Source organism: Geodermatophilus sp. SYSU D00879 (assembly GCF_054050375.1).
In genome coordinates this window covers 504,500-520,153 of sequence record NZ_JBJGZF010000001.1, presented here as the reverse complement: position 1 = coordinate 520,153, position 15,654 = coordinate 504,500, and the positions used below count along the sequence as shown (strand labels likewise).

General features: G+C 77.8%; 17 protein-coding genes. 7 read left to right on the top strand and 10 right to left on the bottom strand.

All coding sequences use genetic code 11. The features are described 5' to 3' along the window. Nucleotides 1-55: 55 nt before the first annotated feature. A complete protein-coding gene (locus ACI79B_RS02595; protein ID WP_456928129.1) occupies nt 56-754 on the top strand; it encodes a YbaK/EbsC family protein in 699 nt (232 codons plus the stop codon). On the opposite strand, the gene mscL is transcribed toward ACI79B_RS02595, so the two are convergent. The 3 genes from mscL to ACI79B_RS02580 all read right to left on the bottom strand — a co-directional run bounded on the left by mscL (nt 751) and on the right by ACI79B_RS02580 (nt 2,242). Continuing rightward, entirely contained in the window at nt 751-1,182 is a 432-nt protein-coding gene (gene mscL / locus ACI79B_RS02590; protein WP_456928130.1) for a large conductance mechanosensitive channel protein MscL, read from the bottom strand. The genes ACI79B_RS02595 and mscL overlap by 4 nt on opposite strands. Before the next feature lie 12 nt (nt 1,183-1,194). Further along, nucleotides 1,195-1,812 (bottom strand): Flp pilus assembly protein CpaB, encoded by a 618-nt coding sequence (gene cpaB, locus ACI79B_RS02585; protein ID WP_456928131.1) that lies wholly within the window; start codon nt 1,810-1,812, stop codon nt 1,195-1,197. An 85-nt stretch (nt 1,813-1,897) separates the two neighbouring features. Next, nucleotides 1,898-2,242, bottom strand: coding sequence for an FmdB family zinc ribbon protein (locus ACI79B_RS02580; protein ID WP_456928132.1), 345 nt, complete (start codon nt 2,240-2,242; stop codon nt 1,898-1,900). 216 nt (nt 2,243-2,458) lie between these two features. Here ACI79B_RS02580 and ACI79B_RS02575 point away from each other — a divergent pair, with 216 nt between their 5' ends. Next, nucleotides 2,459-3,481: a class I SAM-dependent methyltransferase gene (locus ACI79B_RS02575; protein ID WP_456928133.1), complete on the top strand. Its 1,023-nt coding sequence runs from the start codon at nt 2,459-2,461 to the stop codon at nt 3,479-3,481. A gap of 55 nt (nt 3,482-3,536) precedes the next feature. Here the strand turns inward: ACI79B_RS02575 and ACI79B_RS02570 are convergent, their stop codons facing one another. Further along, nucleotides 3,537-4,334, bottom strand: coding sequence for a bestrophin-like domain (locus ACI79B_RS02570; RefSeq protein WP_456928134.1), 798 nt, complete (start codon nt 4,332-4,334; stop codon nt 3,537-3,539). Nucleotides 4,335-4,556: 222 nt separating this feature from the next. On the opposite strand from ACI79B_RS02570, the gene ACI79B_RS02565 reads away from it, so the two are divergent. Continuing rightward, on the top strand, nt 4,557-5,009 hold the full coding sequence (locus tag ACI79B_RS02565; RefSeq protein WP_456928135.1) for an SRPBCC family protein: 453 nt from the start codon (nt 4,557-4,559) through the stop codon (nt 5,007-5,009). An 8-nt stretch (nt 5,010-5,017) separates the two neighbouring features. Here the strand turns inward: ACI79B_RS02565 and ACI79B_RS02560 are convergent, their stop codons facing one another. From ACI79B_RS02560 to ACI79B_RS02550, 3 genes are all read right to left on the bottom strand, one after another. Next, entirely contained in the window at nt 5,018-5,917 is a 900-nt protein-coding gene (locus ACI79B_RS02560) for an alpha/beta fold hydrolase (RefSeq protein ID WP_456928136.1), read from the bottom strand. Nucleotides 5,918-5,989: 72 nt separating this feature from the next. Continuing rightward, nucleotides 5,990-6,397 (bottom strand): YkvA family protein, encoded by a 408-nt coding sequence (locus tag ACI79B_RS02555; protein WP_456928137.1) that lies wholly within the window; start codon nt 6,395-6,397, stop codon nt 5,990-5,992. A 26-nt stretch (nt 6,398-6,423) separates the two neighbouring features. Then, entirely contained in the window at nt 6,424-8,511 is a 2,088-nt protein-coding gene (locus ACI79B_RS02550; protein WP_456928138.1) for a SpoIIE family protein phosphatase, read from the bottom strand. 147 nt (nt 8,512-8,658) lie between these two features. Here ACI79B_RS02550 and ACI79B_RS02545 point away from each other — a divergent pair, with 147 nt between their 5' ends. Then, a complete protein-coding gene (locus ACI79B_RS02545) occupies nt 8,659-9,180 on the top strand; it encodes an SRPBCC family protein (RefSeq protein WP_456928139.1) in 522 nt (173 codons plus the stop codon). On the opposite strand, the gene ACI79B_RS02540 is transcribed toward ACI79B_RS02545, so the two are convergent. Continuing rightward, nucleotides 9,147-10,427 carry an aminotransferase class I/II-fold pyridoxal phosphate-dependent enzyme gene (locus ACI79B_RS02540; protein ID WP_456928140.1) on the bottom strand — a complete coding sequence of 427 codons (1,281 nt, stop codon included), beginning with the start codon at nt 10,425-10,427 and terminating at the stop codon, nt 9,147-9,149. The genes ACI79B_RS02545 and ACI79B_RS02540 overlap by 34 nt on opposite strands. Before the next feature lie 229 nt (nt 10,428-10,656). On the opposite strand from ACI79B_RS02540, the gene ACI79B_RS02535 reads away from it, so the two are divergent. The 3 genes from ACI79B_RS02535 (at nt 10,657) to ACI79B_RS02525 (ending at nt 12,873) form a co-directional block, all read left to right on the top strand. Next, nucleotides 10,657-11,151, top strand: a complete 495-nt coding sequence (locus tag ACI79B_RS02535; protein WP_456928141.1) for a MarR family winged helix-turn-helix transcriptional regulator — start codon at nt 10,657-10,659, stop codon at nt 11,149-11,151. A 43-nt stretch (nt 11,152-11,194) separates the two neighbouring features. Then, on the top strand, nt 11,195-12,220 hold the full coding sequence (locus ACI79B_RS02530) for an LLM class flavin-dependent oxidoreductase (protein ID WP_456928142.1): 1,026 nt from the start codon (nt 11,195-11,197) through the stop codon (nt 12,218-12,220). 254 nt (nt 12,221-12,474) lie between these two features. Beyond that, entirely contained in the window at nt 12,475-12,873 is a 399-nt protein-coding gene (locus ACI79B_RS02525; RefSeq protein ID WP_456928143.1) for a VOC family protein, read from the top strand. Between the two features lie 82 nt (nt 12,874-12,955). Here the strand turns inward: ACI79B_RS02525 and ACI79B_RS02520 are convergent, their stop codons facing one another. Both ACI79B_RS02520 and ACI79B_RS02515 read right to left on the bottom strand, forming a co-directional pair. Further along, nucleotides 12,956-14,476 (bottom strand): carboxyl transferase domain-containing protein, encoded by a 1,521-nt coding sequence (locus ACI79B_RS02520; RefSeq protein ID WP_456928144.1) that lies wholly within the window; start codon nt 14,474-14,476, stop codon nt 12,956-12,958. Next, a complete protein-coding gene (locus tag ACI79B_RS02515) occupies nt 14,473-15,651 on the bottom strand; it encodes a CaiB/BaiF CoA transferase family protein (RefSeq protein ID WP_456928145.1) in 1,179 nt (392 codons plus the stop codon). Before ACI79B_RS02515 ends, ACI79B_RS02520 begins: the two co-directional genes overlap by 4 nt. Nucleotides 15,652-15,654 lie beyond the last annotated feature (3 nt).

Sequence of the window (15,654 nt, the reverse complement as noted above, 5' to 3'; positions counted from 1 at the left end):
CGCCCGCGATCGGGCCGTCCGTCGCAGGGATCCGGCCAGGGGGCAGGATCGGGACGTGCCCGACCCGACCGACCAGCCCCCCGTCCTCGGCTCGCTGACCTGGGTGCCCGCCGCCTCGCGCGCCGACCTGCTCGCCGGCCCGGTCGCGGCCGCGCTGGCCGGCCTGCCCGGGCCCGCGTGGGTCGCCCCCGTCGACGACGCGCTCGCGGACACCGCCGCGTTCACCGAGGCGTACGGGGTGCCGCCGGAGGCCTCGGCCAACTGCGTCGTCGTGGCCGCGCGCCGGGCGGGGCAGACGACGCTGGCGGCCTGCCTCGTGCTCGCGACCACCCGCGCCGACGTCAACGGCGTGGTCCGGCGGCACCTGGGCGCGCGCAAGGCGTCGTTCGCGCCGCAGGACGTCGCCGTCGCCGAGAGCGGGATGGCCTACGGCGGGATCACCCCGATCGGGCTGCCCGCGTTGTGGCCGGTGCTGGTCGACGCCGCGGTGGCCGCCGCGGGGCTGGTGGTCGTCGGCTCGGGGACCCGCGGCGCGAAGCTCGCCGTCCCGGGGGCGCTGCTCGCCGGCCTGCCCTCGGCGGAGGTCCTCGACGGGCTCGGGGTGCCGGTGGCCGACGCGCCCCCGCCGGCGCCGGCGGCCCCGGCCGAGCGGGCCCCCGACGACCGCGACCTCGGCTGGGGCGAGCGCCCCGACGACCGCGACCCGGACCGCCGCTACCTGGAGGACCGGCCGCCGCACTGGGGCTCCGACTAGGCGGAGGACCCCGTCCTCCCCACCCCTCCCTCGCTCGCTGCGGTGCCCGGGACGGGCCCGTTCTGCAGCAGGTCGCGGATCTGGGCGAGCAGTTCCACCTCGGTCGGCTCCGCGGGCCCGGCCTCGACGCCGCGCCGGCGCCGCTCGGCGATCCGCTTCGTCGGCACCACGACGACGAAGTAGACGACCGCCGCGGTCAGCACGAACGTGACCACCTGGCTGACGAACGCGCCGTAGGTGAACGTCTCGCCGTCGACGGTGAACTCGCCGCCGACCCCGCCACCGCCGGTGACGAGCGCGATCAGCGGGGTGAGGAACGAGTCGGTGAACGCGGTGACGACCGCGGTGAACGCGGTGCCGATGACCACCGCGACGGCCAGTTCGACGACGTTGCCGCGCAGCAGGAAGTCCTTGAAGCCCTTGAGCACCCGGCCATCCCCTCACGGCGACCGCGGCAGGCTCAACGTCAGCGTGGCGGTGGTGGCCGCAGCGGCGAGAGTGGCGGCCGTGGCCTCGTCGACGGCGAGCACGAGCAGCCCGCCGTCGTCCCCGCCGGACCGGGGCGCGGCCAGGACCAGCGCGCCGCGGGCCACCGCCTCGGCCCGCGCCGCGCCCGGCGCGGTGGCCAGCACGTCGACCCGGTCCCCGGCGGCGGCCAGCCCCGCGACGGCGAGGTCGGCGAGGCGGACGGGCGCGGCCACCTGGCCCGCCGGCAGCAGCGCCGTCAGGCCCGGGCCGAGCAGGCGGACGTCGGTGACCGGCTCACCGGCGCGCAGCGGCGCGGCCAGCACCCGGCCGGCCAGCTGCGCCGGGTCGGCCGCGACGCCGGCCGGGACCGTGCCGGCCGGCAGGTCCGCGGTGGCGAGCAGGTCGGCGCCCAGCACCGTCCCGGCCGGCAGGTCACTCGCGGCGGTGACCACCGGCGTGCCGGCGGTCGGGGGAGCGACCGGGGCCGGCGGCGGGCGCAGGGCGAACAGCAGCGCACCGACGGCGAGCGCCGCGGCCAGGCACCGGCGCAGCAGGAGGGCGGGAGAGCGGGGACGGCGGAGGCGGACCACCGGCCCAGGCTCGGCGCCCGGGAGCCCCGGCGGCGCCGGGGCGGGGTAGCTGTGGAGCGGCCGTCCGGCTGTGGACGGCCGGGGCTCAGCTCGCGGCGGCCTTGCTGCCGCCGCCCGACGACGAGGACGACGACGAGGAGGACGACGAACTGCTGCCGGACGACGACGTCGAGGAGGACGAGTCCGAGGACGAGTCCGAGGACGACGACGAGGAGGTGGCCTTCGACGAGTCGCCGGCGGACGAGCCGGACCGGCTGTCGGTGCGGTAGAAGCCCGAGCCCTTGAAGACCACGCCGACCGAGCCGTAGACCTTGCGCACGGGGGCGCTGCAGGTCGGGCACTCGGCCACGGCCGCGTCGGTGAAGGACTGCACCACCTCGAACTGGTGCTTGCCCTCGGGGTTGGTGCAGACGTACTGGTACGTGGGCACGGCGTGGCACTCCTGGTCGAGCGGGGGTGGGACGGGCCCGGTGCCGGCGGGGCTGGCACTCGGGGCCCTCGACTGCCAATGATGCGCCACGCCGCGACCCGCCGTCCACGGATGTCGGCGAGCGTCACGTCCGCGTCGCGCGAGCGGAGGATCGCGGTGGTGGCTCCGGGCGCTACCGTCGCGCTCTCCGGGCCGAGGGGGTGGCCGGTGGCGAGGATGCCCGACCCGAGAGTGCTGGCCGAGGTGCTGCGCGGTGGGGACCTCCGCGCGCGGCTGCGCGCCGCGCGGGAGGGTCTGACCGGCGTCCGGCTGCAGCTGATCGCCGCTGCGCTCGACCTGGGCCTGCTCGACGCACTCGGCGAGGGCCCGGCCGGCACCGAGCAGCTGGCCGGACGCCTGGGTGTGGTCGACCGGGACCTGCTGGCCGCCTACCTCCGCGTGCTCACCGCCGCGGGGCTGGTCACCGGGGACGGCTCGTGGCGGCTCACCCGGTCCGGCCGCGCGGTCGTCGGCGACGACGTCGTGCGCGCGTCGTACGAGGGCTTCGGCGGCTACCACACCGAGCTCTACCGGGACCTGCCGGCGCTGCTGCGCGGTGGCCCGGCGCGGCGCGACACCGCGGAGAGCGGCGAGGTGATCGCCCGGCTCTCGGCCGCGATCTCCCCGCTCGTCCGCGCCCGGCTGGTCCGCACGGTCACCGAGCGTCGGCCGCGCCGGGTGCTCGACATCGGGTGCGGTGCCGGCCTCTACCTGGCGGCGGTGCTCGAGGCGGCCCCGGACGCCACCGGCATCGGCGTGGACGTCGACCCCGACGCCGCGGCACTGGCCCGGCGCACGCTGAGCGAGCGGGGGCTGGCCGACCGGGCCAGCGTCGCGGTGGTCGACATCCGGGAGGTGCTCGCCGCCGGCCGCCCGGGCGCCCTCACCGACGACATCGACCTGGCCCTGCTCGCCAACGCCGTCTACTACGTGCCGGTCGACGAGCGGGTGGAGCTGCTGCGCGCGGTCGCCCGCCTGCTCGCGCCCGGCGGCGCCCTCGTGGTCGTCACCACCGTGGCCGGGCCGCAGCTGTTCAGCCGGCACCTGGACCTGCTGCTGCGGGCGCAGGAGGGCCGCATGGAGCTGCCCGCCGTCGACGTGCTGCTCGGTCAGCTCCGCGAGGCGGGCCTGCACCCGCACCCACCGGAGCGGATCGGCCCTCCCGGCGCCGCGCTCACCGCGGTGACGGCGAGCCGCTGAGGACGTCGGTCACCGCGGTCCCGCGCACACGGTGACCGCGGAGCCGGCGCGCCGGCTAGTCGCCGTCCGCCGGGCTCCCGAAGTCGTCGAGCACGCGCTCGAACGCCGTGGGGTGCACGGCGACGTCGCCGGCGAACGGGAAGTTGAACCCGACCGCGACGAACAGGAGCACACCGATGAGCACCGCGAGGCTGCCCACCATCACCAGGTGCAGCGCGGTGCGCTCCAGGCCGAACAGCAGCGCGAAGCCGACGGTGACGAGGGCGCCGACGACCAGGGCGATCCACAGGCTGGCGGGGATCCCGCTCTCGACGAAGTCGAGCCGCTGGCTGCGCAGGCTCACGAGCTCGTTCAGCCGGTCCACCTCCGCGCCCACGAACTCCTGCTGACCGGGCGTGGTGACGGGCGTGGCGGCGAGCACGTCCGCCATCTCCTGCAGGACGTCGCCCGCCTCGGGGTCCCCCGGCTGTCCGTCGGCCATGGCCGGCCACGAGTCCTCGACCACCTCCGTCGCGTACTGCAGGACCAGGCCCCGCATCTCCGCCTGCGACTCCGCGGGCAGGCCGACGCTGTCCCGGTAGAGGGTCCGCAGGGCGCTCGCCTCCTGGCCGACCACCTCCTCGGCGCGGGTGAAGCTCTCCCAGGCGACGATGACGACGAAGGCCAGCAGCACCGCGTAGATGACCCCGACGACCGCGATGATGAAGCCGACCACGTCGTTGTGCTCGCCCCGCGCCAGCGCGGGCCAGCGGCGCCGGATCCCCACCTGGACGAGCAGGACCAGCGCGGGGAAGACCACCACCAGCCCGATGAAGACGAGCCATCCCGGGGCGGAGAGGATGCTCCGGACCATGCTGCCTCCCGGCGCTGCTGATCCCGGGCGCTCGGGATCGCGTCGTGGTCCAGGGCAGGGTCGCACTCCCCGCCGGGGGCGGGAACCCGATCCGGCCCGGCCCGCGGTCCCGTCCGCGGGCGCCGGTGGGCGCCAGCCCGCGGCGGGACGGACCGTCGGCCCCCGGTGGCAGGGTGTCGGTGCCGCCACGGCGGCGGCAGCACGGCGAGGAGGCGGGGCGGCATGCGGGACCTGGAGGTCCGCCGGCACGTGGCGGCACCGGCGGAGCGGGTGTGGGCGGTGGTCACCGACCTCGCGGGGTCGCCGCGGGTGGTCCGGGGCATCGACGCGGTGGAGGTCCTCACGCCGGGGGAGTTCGGCGTCGGGACGCGGTGGCGGGAGACCCGCACGATGCTGGGTCGCGCGGCCACCGAGGAGATGACCGTGACCGCGGTGGAGCCGCGGCGGTCGTACACCACCGAGGCGGTGCGGCCGGGCGTCCGGTACCTGTCGACGGTCGCGGTGACGCCGGCCGGCGACGGCGGTAGCGACCTGGCGATGACGTTCGGGGCCCGGCCGACGTCCACGGTCACGCGGGTCCTCGGGGCGCTCACCGGCCCCCTCGGCCGGCGCGCGGTGACCCGGGCGCTCGAGGCGGACCTGGCCGACCTCGCCGCGGCGGCCGAGCGGTCCTGACGCCCCGGTCAGCGGCCGACGAAGCGGAGGACGGCGTCGTTCACGGCCGCGGGGGCGTCCTCGTGCACCAGGTGGGAGGCGCCCGGCACGACGACCTGCTCGGCGGAGGGCAGCAGCTCGGCCAGCCAGTCGGCGAGCGCCCGCGTCACCGCCGGGCTGCGCTCGCCGGTGAGCAGCAGGGCCGGCGCCCGCACGGTGCGCAGCTGCGCCTCCGTCACCGGCGGGAACCCCGCGCGGAACTCGGCCTGCAGCGTGTCCGCGCTCTCGTGCACCTGCTGCCGGCGCTCCGGGCCCATCGCGGCCAGCGCCGCTCGCCCGAGCACCCCGCGGGCGAAGAGCTCCAGCGCCCGGCCGGGGTCGCCGCGCCGGTACGCCCAGGCCATCGGGGCGGACGTGCGCAGCCCGAACCCGAGCACCGCGAGCGTCGCGCGCGGCCGGCGCCGCAGCGCCCGTGCCAGGTCGGCCGGGCGCGGCCGGGGTCCCGGGCCGAGCACCAGCGGCAGCAGCGGCGGCTCCTCGAGGACCAGGCCGCGGACGACGTCCGGGTGCTCCAGCGCGGTGAGCAGGCAGACGTACGCGCCCCACGAGTTGCCCACCAGGTGCGCCGGCGCGGCATCCAGCGCCCGCAGCAGCGCGACCAGGTCCGTGACGTGCACCGGCATCGGGTCCGGCGCACCGGCGGGCAGCGGCGCGTTGGGGCGGGCGAAGCGGCGGCTGTAGGCGACCACCCGGCACCGCGCGCCGAGGGGTCCGAGCTGGGCGGCCCACGTGCGCAGGTCGCCGAGCCCGCCGTGCACGAGGACCACCGGCTCGCCGGTGCCTTCCTCCCGGTAGGCCAGCGACGCCCCGTCGACCGTCACGTGCCGCAGCGTCCCGAACCCGCTGCCCGGTGCCTGGGTCACGGCCATGCCCGCTCCTCGGTCCCGCGGGCACCCCAGCGTCCTCGCCGGCCGGCCCGGAGGGCAAGCGGCGACCGCGGCTCAGCCGGGCAGCCGCGCCACCCGGCGCACCGCGGCCAGGCCGGCGTCCGTGCCCGGCCAGTGCCGGCTCACTGCGTCCGCGCCGGCGCGGCGGACCACCGAGCGCAGCACGAGGGCCACGGCGACCGCGTCGTCGGCGTAGCCGATCACCGGGATGACGTCGGGCACGAGGTCGAGCGGCAGCGCCAGGTAGCCCAGCAGCAGCCACAGCCGCACGCGGACCCCGCGGGGGAGGGAGCGGTCGGCGGCCAGCCGGCGGACCAGCCGCAGCACGTCGGGCAGCAGCCGCACCAGCTCCCGCGCCCGCAGCTCGTCGGGCCGGGCCACCCAGAGCGCCGCGACCAGCGCCAGCCAGCACAGCAGCAGGCCCCCGCCGATCCCGGCCACCGTCCACGCCCACCCGGGCACCGCGTCCTCCTCGCGCCGGCGCGACGCTACGTCGCCGGCTGCGGCTCCACCACCGTGGCCGGGCGGGGCGTCCTCGGCGCCACCAGGGGGGCGGCCGGCTGCAGCCGCAGGCACAGGAGCACGACGTCGTCGTGGAGCCGCTGCCCGCCGGTGAGCTCGGCCATCACCGCGTCGCACCAGGCCCGGGGGTGGACGCCGTCGAGCGTGGCGGCGACCGACGCCAGGCGGGCGAGGCCGGCGTCGAGGTCGGCGTCGCGCCGCTCGACGAGGCCGTCGGAGTACCAGAGCAGCGTCGAGCCGGGCGGGACCTCGACCTCGTCCTCCGCGCGCGGCCCGGCAGCGGCCGACAGCGGTCGCGACCGCCCACCGGTGAGGTACCGGGCCTCGCGGCCGGTGACCAGCAGCGGGGGCGGGTGCCCCGCGCAGGCGTAGCGCAGCCGGCAGGTGACCGGGTCGTACTCGCCGTAGCCGATGGTGGTGAGCGCCGCGCCGGGGACGGCCGACGACGCCCGGTCCAGCGCCTCGAGGACCGCGGCGGGCCCGTCGTGCGGCGCGGCGGCCAGGACGCTCAGCGCCGAGTGCAGCCGGCCCATCGCCGCCGCGGCCCGCAGGTCGTGCCCGACGACGTCGCCGACGGCGAACCCGACCCGGCCGAAGGGCAGCGGGAAGGCGTCGTACCAGTCGCCGCCGATGTCGTGCTGCTGGTCGGCCGGGCGGTAGCAGCCGGCGAGCACCGCGCCGGGCAGCTCCTCGGGCACGGCGGGCAGGAAGGCGCGCTGGAGCTGGTGGGCGGCGTCCCGCTCCTCCTCGTACAGCCGGGCCCGGTGCAGCGCGGGGCCCATGAGCTCGGCCAGCGTGCGCGCCATCGCCTCGGCGTCGTCGGCCTCGTCCTCCTCGTCGGCGGACCGGAAGCCGAGGGCCCCGAACGTCGTGCCGGCGACCCGGGCCGGCACCGCCAGCCCGGCCGGGGAGCGGACGGCGGCGCCTCGGCGGGCGGCGGTGGCCAGGGGGGACGGGTCGGCGAGCGGCAGCCCGGTCTCCCCGTCCCCGTCGGTCGTCCACACGCGCAGCCGGCCGCCGTCCCGGTCGACCACCCCGACGGCGCCCGAGCCGGCGAGCAGCGCGATGCCGGAGCGGACCAGCACCGCGGCGATCGCGTCGGTCGTCGCCGCGGTCGCGAGCCCGGCGGTCACCTGCTGCAGCGCCTCCACCCGGCGCCGCGCGGCGGCCTCCCGGCGGGACACCGACCGCGCCCGGTCCCGCTCGCCGATCTCCACGGCCAGCAGCCAGGCGCCGAGGACCGCGACCGCGATGAACAGCTGGAGGACGGCGGCCTCCATCCGCGGCGTGTCGTGGAGCGGGGCCCACGGCCCGCGCCCGACCACGGTCATCACGTTGGCGGTGACCGCGACGACCAGCCCGGCCTGGGTGACGACGGCGACGCCGTACCGGACGGCCAGCCAGGTGAGCCAGGGGATCGTCAGGTACGCCACCGGGACGTCGACCGGCCAGAACACGGCCGCCGTCACCGCGGCGGTCAGGAGCAGCAGCACCGCCCGCCGGGCGGGCCGGGGCGCTCCCGGCCGGCCGCGGGCCGCCCACCAGGTCAGCACGGCGCCGCCCGCGGTGAGCGCGCCGAGCCCGTCGCCGGCCCAGAACGGGACGAGGCCGTCGAGCACCGCCGGGCCCTGCGACCAGTGGATGGTGATCGAGCCGACCAGCCCGCCGACGAGCGGGCCGGCCAGCACGCCGCAGAGCAGGAACGCCGTCAGGTCGCGGCGGCGGCGCAGGTCGGGGACCGGGGCGAACCGGCGCAGCAGGAGCGCGCCGACCAGGGGCTCGGCGGTGTTGGCGAGGGCGAATCCCCAGGCGGCGACCGGGCCGATGCCCATGGCCCGGTCGATCCCCACCTCGACCAGCGCGGCCGTGGCCAGGACCCAGGGCCACCGGCGCCGGTCGGTGAGCACCAGCGCGGAGAGGGTCACCCCGGCCGGCAGGAACAGGACGGCGCCGGTGACCGACGCCTCGAACAGCAGGAACGAGGTGAGGGAGCCGGCGGCGTACCCCGCCGCGACGGCGAGGACGAGCCGCCAGGGCACGGACAGGCGCGTCATCCCGGCCTCCGACCAGTGGAGGGGCCCCGCGCGCCTGGTTCGACGGAGGCTGCCTCGTGCACGACCCTGGCAGGTGCGGGGCCGGAGCGGTAGGGGTGATCGTCGCGGCTCTGGTCCGCGGACGCCGGCCGGTGCACCATCCCGCGGGTGAGCCTGCGCATCCCGCCGTCGGTGTCGGTCGAGGTCGAGGTCGGGGCGCCGCCGGAGGCGGTGTGGGCGGTGCTGGCCGACCCGACCCGGGTGGGGGAGTGGAGCGGCGAGTGCGTCCGGGCGGCCTGGCTGCCGGGTTCCTCGGCGGTGGCCCCCGGCGCGCGCTTCCGCGGCTGGAACCGGTCGGGCCGGTCGCGGTGGGCGCGGGTCTGCGAGGTGACCGAGGTGGACCCCGGGCGGGTGCTGGCCTGGCGGACCGTCCCCACGGGGCCCTACCGCGACCGGACGCACTGGCGGGTGGAGCTCACCCCGGCCGCCACCGGTACCCGGATCCGGCAGCGTTACGACCTCACCGGCATGCCGGCGGCGGTGGAGCGGGTCGCCGCGCTGCTGCTGCCCGCGCACCGCGACCGCACCGCCGGCCTGCGGGCCGACCTCGAGCGCCTCGGCCGGGTGGCGGCCTCGGGTCGGGCGACGGCCTCGGGTCAGGCGACGGCGAGCTCCCCGCCGAGCTCCTGACCCGCGCTCTCCCCGTCCCGGGTGGACCGGACGGCGGCGGCCACCGAGCCCGCGGCGGCCTGCAGCTGCTCGGCGGTGTGCGTCGCCATCACCGACAGGCGCAGCACCCCCTTGCCCCGCGGGACGGCGGGGTAGGCGACGGCGTTGCAGTACACCCCCGCCTCGTAGGCGGCCCGCCACGCGGCGGCGGTCGCCTCCTCGCTGCCGGTCGGGACCGCGACGACCGCGCCGCTGCCGGGCAGGGGCGGGGTGCCGGCGACGGAGAGCTCGACGCGCAGCCGGGCGCCGTTCTCCTGCAGCCGGTCCCGGCGCCCGGGCTCCTCGCGGAGGATGCGCAGCGCGGCCAGCGCCGCGCCGACGCCGGCCGGCTCGTTGGCCGCGCTGAACACGTAGGGCATGGCGCTCGCGCGGATGCCGTCGGCCACCGCCTTCGACGTCAGCACCGCCCCGCCTACGCTGGCCAGCGACTTGCTGAACGCCAGCGTCACCGCGTCGACCCGGTCCAGGACGCCGCAGTGCTCGGCCGCGCCGCGGCCCTGCTCGCCGAGCACGCCGAGGCCGTGCGCCTCGTCCACGACCAGGCGCGCGCCGTACGCGGCGCACAGCTCGGCGAGGCCGGCCAGCGGCGCGGTCTCGCCGGTCATCGAGTAGACGCCGTCGACGACGACGACCGCGCCGGCCTGCGGGCCGAGCCGGTCCAGCCGCCGGACCAGCGACTCCAGGTCGTTGTGCCGGAACCGGACCACGGTGCCGCGGCTGGCGGCCGCCCCGGCGTGCACGCTGGCGTGCGCGTGCGCGTCGACCAGCAGCGCGTCGTCGGGACCGCAGGCGGTGGACAGCAGCGCGACGTTGGCGTTGACCCCCGAGGAGGTCAGCACGGCCGCCTCCACGCCGTAGTGGTCGGCGAGCTCCTCCTCCAGCTGCAGGTGCAGCCGGGTGGTGCCGTTGAGGACGCGGCTGCCCGAGGTGCTCGTGCCGAACCGGCGGACCGCGGCCACGGCGGCCTCGACGACCCGCGGGTCCCCGGCCAGGCCGAGGTAGTTGTTGCTGCCCAGGTTCACCCGCGGGACGCCGTCGTCGTAGACGGTGACCGGCTCGGGGGCGCCCGCCGTCGGGACGCCGTGGGTGCCCACCCCGGCGCGGTCGTGCTCGCGCAGCAGCGCGGCGAGGGGGTTGCCGAGCAGGGGGGCGAAGGCGTCGCGCCGCCCGGTCGCGCGGGTCGCGGCGGGCTTCTCGCCGTGGGGCACGGGGTCTCCGTTCAGGTGGTGCAGTTCAGGAACCGGCCGGTCCGCCGGCCGCAGCACACCCTCGGTGGCCGGTGACTCTCGGTCAACGGTGCATCGGCTCACAGTCCGGGCGGGTGACACCCTTCCCCCAGGCAGGCGTCACGCGGTGGTCGGCCGCTCACAGTGCGTACCACCGGATCCGGTGGCGGGCGGTTCATCCGGGTGACGACGCGCCGGTACCGTCGCCGCCGTGACCGCGCGCTGGCTCGACGACACCCAGCAGCGGGCCTGGCGCGCCTGGCTCACCCTCGCCGAGCTGCTCCCGCGCGAGCTGGACGCGCAGCTCCAGCGCGACGCCGGCCTCTCGCACGCCGCCTACGTCGTGCTGGCGATGTTGTCCGAGGCGCCCGGCCGCAGCCGGCGCATGAGCGACCTCGCCCGGCGGGCCAACCAGTCGCAGAGCCGGCTCTCCCACACCGTGGCGCGGCTGGAGGACCGCGGCTGGGTCCGCCGCGAGCGCTCGCCGGAGGACGGCCGCGGCAACGTCGCCGTGCTCACCGACGCCGGCTGGGACCTCGTCCGCAGCGTCGCACCCGGGCACGTGGACGCCGTCCGGGGCGCGCTGTTCGACCCGCTCACCGCCGAGCAGACGGAGCTGCTGCGCGAGGTGCTCGAGACGGTCGTCGAGCACCTCGACCCCGACCGCTCCCGCCGGGTGCCGCACGGCGGGGACGCCGCCGGCTGAGGCGCGGGAAGCCGGGCCGGTCCCGGCGGCGTTGCGCGCGGTGATGTCCGAGACCGCGCCCCTGCCGCTGTCCGTCCTCGAGCTGGCCACGGTCGGCTCGGGGCAGTCCACCGCCGACGCCCTGGCCGCCACCACGCGGGTCGCGCAGGCCGCCGACCGGCTCGGCTACACCCGCCTCTGGGTAGCCGAGCACCACAACACGCCCGCCGTGGCCAGCACCAGCCCGCCGGTGCTGATCGCGCACCTGGCCGCGGTGACCGGCCGGATCCGGGTCGGCTCGGGCGGGGTCATGCTGCCCAACCACGCGCCGCTCGTCGTCGCCGAGCAGTTCGCGCTGCTCGAGGCGCTGCACCCGGGCCGGATCGACCTCGGCATCGGCCGCGCGCCGGGCACCGACGCGCACACCGCGATCGCGCTGCGCCGGGACCCGGCGGCGCTGAACGCCGAGGACTTCCCCCAGCACCTGCTCGACCTGCTGGGCCTGCTCGGCGACCGGCGGGTCGAGGGTGGGCTGGCGGAGCTCTTCACGGCCACGCCGGCCCCGACGTCGTCGCCGGAGGTCGTGCTGCTGGGCTCGAGCGGCTTCTCCGCGCAACTCGCGGGCGCGCTGGGCCTGTCGTTCGCCTTCGCACACCACTTCGGCGGGCCGAACGTGCAGGCCGCCGTCGAGCTGTACCGGGAGTCGTTCCGGCCCTCGCCGGCGCTCGACCGCCCGTACACGGTGGTGACGGCGAACGTGCTCGCCGCCGACACCGAGGCGGAGGCGCGCCGGCTCGCCCTGCCCGGACAGCTCCTGCGCCTGGCCATCCGCACCAACCGGCTCCGCCCGGTGCCGACCCCGGAGGAGGCGCAGGCCGACCCCGAGCGCGCGGCCGCCGAGAACATGCCGAGCAACGCCGTCGTCGGCGACCCCGCGCAGGTCGCCGCGCAGCTGCGCGAGCTGGCCGCGGCCACCGGCGCCGACGAGCTGATGCTGTCGGCGTCCACCCACGGCGTGGCGGAGCGGGTGCGCAGCCTGGAGCTGGTCGCGGCCGCCTGGGGGCTGGTCCCGGAGGCCACCGCGGCCTGACCGGGACGTCCCCTCCTGCGGCCGAGGACCTCCCTCCCCGAGCACGCGCCGGACGCCCCTCCGGTCCGCCGAGGGGGCGTCTGGCGTGTGGTCACCGCGCGACTGCGGGGAAGTCGCCGCCTGCGACGCGCTCCGCACCGCGACTTCCCCGCAGTCGCCGTGCGGAGGCGGCCGGTCGGAACTCGTGCTCGCGACCACCGACAGGGGCCGCTGGTCCCTGTCGGGACCGGCGGGGCGCGACTAGCTTGCGCGCCATGGGAGCGCGCCTGGCCGCCTACCTCAGCTACCGCGACGCACCGGCCGCCCTGGCCTGGATGGCGGCGCTCGGCTTCACCGTCGTCCGGCGGGCCGACGCCGACGACGGCACGGTGGCGCACGCGGAGGTCCGCTGCGACGACGTCGTCCTGATGGTCGCCAGCGACGACGCCGGGTACGTGCGCCCGCCGCTGCTCGGCCGGTCCACCGGGTCGGGGCTGTACCTGGTGCTCGACGACCCCGCCGACGTCGACGACCGCTTCGCCCGCGGCGTCGCCGCCGGCGCGACGCCGGTCATCGCCCCGGAGGACACCGAGTGGGGCACCCGGCGGGCGCGGCTGGTCGACCCCGGCGGCCAGGAGTGGAGCTTCGGCACCTACGCCCCCGGCGTCGCTTGAGGAAGGACCTCCCTGCCCTCCACCACTCGCAGGCTCGGGGCGGGCCCCTGCAGGGAGGCCACTCGATCGGGCTGCGCCGCTCTCAGCGGCCCAGCCGGCGGTAGCGGTGCAGGCGGCTGCGGTGCCGCTCGGCGTCGTCGCGGCCGAGCAGCCCGGCCAGCTCCTCGCCGAGCACCCGGCCCAGCCGGCGGCAGAACTCGACCGGCTCGTCGGCGGCGTCGGGCCGCTCGGGCACCACGCGGTCGACGATCCCGGCCCGCCACAGGTCGGTCGCCCGCACGCCCTGCGCGGCGGCCATCTCCGGCGCCCGGGCGACGGTGCGGTGCACGATCGCCGACGCGCCCTCCGGCGGCAGCGGGCCGAGCCAGCCGTTGGCCGCGGCGAGCACCCGGTCGGCCGGCACCAGCGCCAGCGCACCGCCGCCGGTGCCCTGGCCGAGCAGCACCGCCAGCGTCGGCGCCCGCAGCGTCACCAGGTCCTCCAGGCAGCGGGCGATCTCCGCGGCGAGCCCGCCCTCCTCGGCCTCGACCGACAGCGCCGCGCCCGGGGTGTCGATGAGCGTCACCAGCGGCAGGTGCAGCTCGGCGGCCAGCCGCATGCCGCGCCGGGCCTCGCGCAGCGCCGCCGGGCCCAGCGGCGCCGACAGCGACTGCCCGCGCCGGTCCTGCCCGAGGACGACGCACGGCGCGCCGCCGAAGCGGGCCAGCGCCAGCAGCAGGCCCGGGTCCTTCTCGCCGGCGCCGGTGCCCGAGAGCCCGACGACGTCGGTGGCCGCCGTCCGCAGCAGCCGCCGCACGCCCGGCCGGTCGGGCCGCCGGGACGCGGTGACGACGTCCCACGCGCTGCGGCCGTCCTCCGGGTCGTCGTCCTCGGTGCCGTCCTCCGGCGTCGGGCGCTCGGCGTCGCGGACGTCGGCGTGCCAGGTGCGCCGGGCCGACAGCACCGACAGCGCCCGGTCGGCGAGGTCGGCGACGTCCTCGTGCGGCACGACGGCGTCGATCAGGCCGCGCTCGGCGAGGTGGTCGGCGGTCTGCACGCCGGCCGGGAACGGCTCGCCGTACAGCGCCTCGTACACCCGCGGGCCGAGGAAGCCGACCGCCGCACCGGGCTCGGCGATGGTCACGTGCCCGAGCGACCCCCACGAGGCGAGCACCCCGCCGAACGTGGGGTCGCGCAGGTAGACCAGGTAGGGCAGGCCCGCGGCCTTGTGCCGGGCGATCGCCGCGGTGATGCCGACCATCTGCAGGAAGGCGACCGTGCCCTCCTGCATCCGGGTGCCGCCGGACACCGGCGCGGCCAGCAGCGGCAGGCCCTCCTCGGTGGCCCGCTCGATCCCGGCGACCAGCCGCTCGGCCGTGGCCACCCCGATCGAGCCGGCGAGGAAGCCGAACTCCCCGGCGACGACGGCCACCCGCCGGCCGCGCAGCCGGCCCTCGCCGGTGACCACGGCCTCGTCCTGGCGGCTGCGCTCGGCCGCGGCGCGCAGCTCGGCGGCGTACTGCGGGTCGACGTCGCGGGGGCCGATCGGTGCGTCCCAGCTCGTCCACGAGCCGGGGTCGAGGACCAGGTCGCGCAGGGTGCGGGCGTCCAGCCGCCGGCTCACCGCGCCAGCCAGGCGCGGACCGCCTCGTCCGACCCGCCGAGCACCGGGGGAGCGGCGTGGTCGCGGCGGGTGGTCTCGGTCTCGCCGTCGGGACCGGCGGCGAAGAACCGCAGCGGCGGGCCGGGCAGCTGCAGCCGGCCGAGGGTGGCGTGCTCGACGTCGACCAGCAGGCCCTGCGAGAGCGTCTGCTCCCAGCCGTAGACCTCGTCGATCGTGCGCACCTTCCCCGCGGGGACGCCCGCGGCGGCCAGCCGGGCGAGCAGCGTCTCGGCGTCGACGTCGGCGAAGGCCCGCTCGAGCAGCTCGATGACCTGCTGCCGGTTGCCGACCCGCTCGCCGTTGGTGGCCAGGCCCGGTGCCTCGGGGTCCAGGTCGAACTCGGCGCACAGCCGCCGCCACAGCGACTCCGACCCGCAGGACAGCTGCACGCTGCCGCCCCTGCAGTGGAACAGGCCGTAGGGGGCGATCGAGGGGTGGTGGTTGCCCTGCGCACGGCCGACCTGCCCGCCCACGGTCCACGCCGTGCCCTGGAAGGCGTGCACGCCGACGACGGCGGCCAGCAGCGAGGTGCGCACCACCTGGCCGCGGCCGGTCCGCTCCCGCTCGTGCAGCGCGGCGAGCACGCCGTAGGCGCCGTACATGCCGGCCAGCAGGTCGCCGATCGGGACGCCGACGCGCTGCGGGTCGTCCGGGCCCGGACCGGTCAGCGACATCAGCCCGGCCTCGCCCTGGGCGATCTGGTCGTAGCCGGCGCGGCCGCCCTCGGGGCCGTCGTGGCCGAAGCCCGAGATCGACAGGGTGACCAGCCGCGGGTTGAGCTCGGCGAGCACGGCGGTGCCGAAGCCGAGGCGCTCGAGCGTGCCGGGACGGAAGTTCTCCATCAGCACGTCGGCCCGGCGGACGAGCTCGCGCAGCAGCTCCTTGTCGGCCTCGTCCTTGAGGTCGAGGGTGATCGACTCCTTGTTGCGGTTGGCCGACAGGAAGTAGGTCGACTCCCGCTCACCGGCCTCGGGCTGGACGAACGGCGGCCCCCAGCCGCGGGTGTCGTCCCCGCCGCCGGGGTTCTCCACCTTGATCACCCGGGCGCCGAGGTCGCCGAGCATCATCGCGGCGTGCGGCCCGGCCAGGGCGCGGGTCAGGTCGACGACGAGCACGCCGTCCAGCGGTCCGGTCATGGC

Excerpts from the sequence above, each read along its gene's own strand:
- ACI79B_RS02565 (WP_456928135.1), top strand. The coding sequence starts at position 4,557 with ATGCGGGACCTGGAGGTCCGCCGGCACGTGGCGGCACCGGCGGAGCGG.
- ACI79B_RS02570 (WP_456928134.1), bottom strand. The coding sequence starts at position 4,334 with ATGGTCCGGAGCATCCTCTCCGCCCCGGGATGGCTCGTCTTCATCGGG.
- ACI79B_RS02530 (WP_456928142.1), top strand. The coding sequence starts at position 11,195 with ATGTCCGAGACCGCGCCCCTGCCGCTGTCCGTCCTCGAGCTGGCCACG.
- ACI79B_RS02560 (WP_456928136.1), bottom strand. The coding sequence starts at position 5,917 with ATGGCCGTGACCCAGGCACCGGGCAGCGGGTTCGGGACGCTGCGGCAC.
- ACI79B_RS02575 (WP_456928133.1), top strand. The coding sequence starts at position 2,459 with ATGCCCGACCCGAGAGTGCTGGCCGAGGTGCTGCGCGGTGGGGACCTC.
- ACI79B_RS02525 (WP_456928143.1), top strand. The coding sequence starts at position 12,475 with ATGGGAGCGCGCCTGGCCGCCTACCTCAGCTACCGCGACGCACCGGCC.
- ACI79B_RS02515 (WP_456928145.1), bottom strand. The coding sequence starts at position 15,651 with ATGACCGGACCGCTGGACGGCGTGCTCGTCGTCGACCTGACCCGCGCC.
- ACI79B_RS02550 (WP_456928138.1), bottom strand. The coding sequence starts at position 8,511 with ATGACGCGCCTGTCCGTGCCCTGGCGGCTCGTCCTCGCCGTCGCGGCG.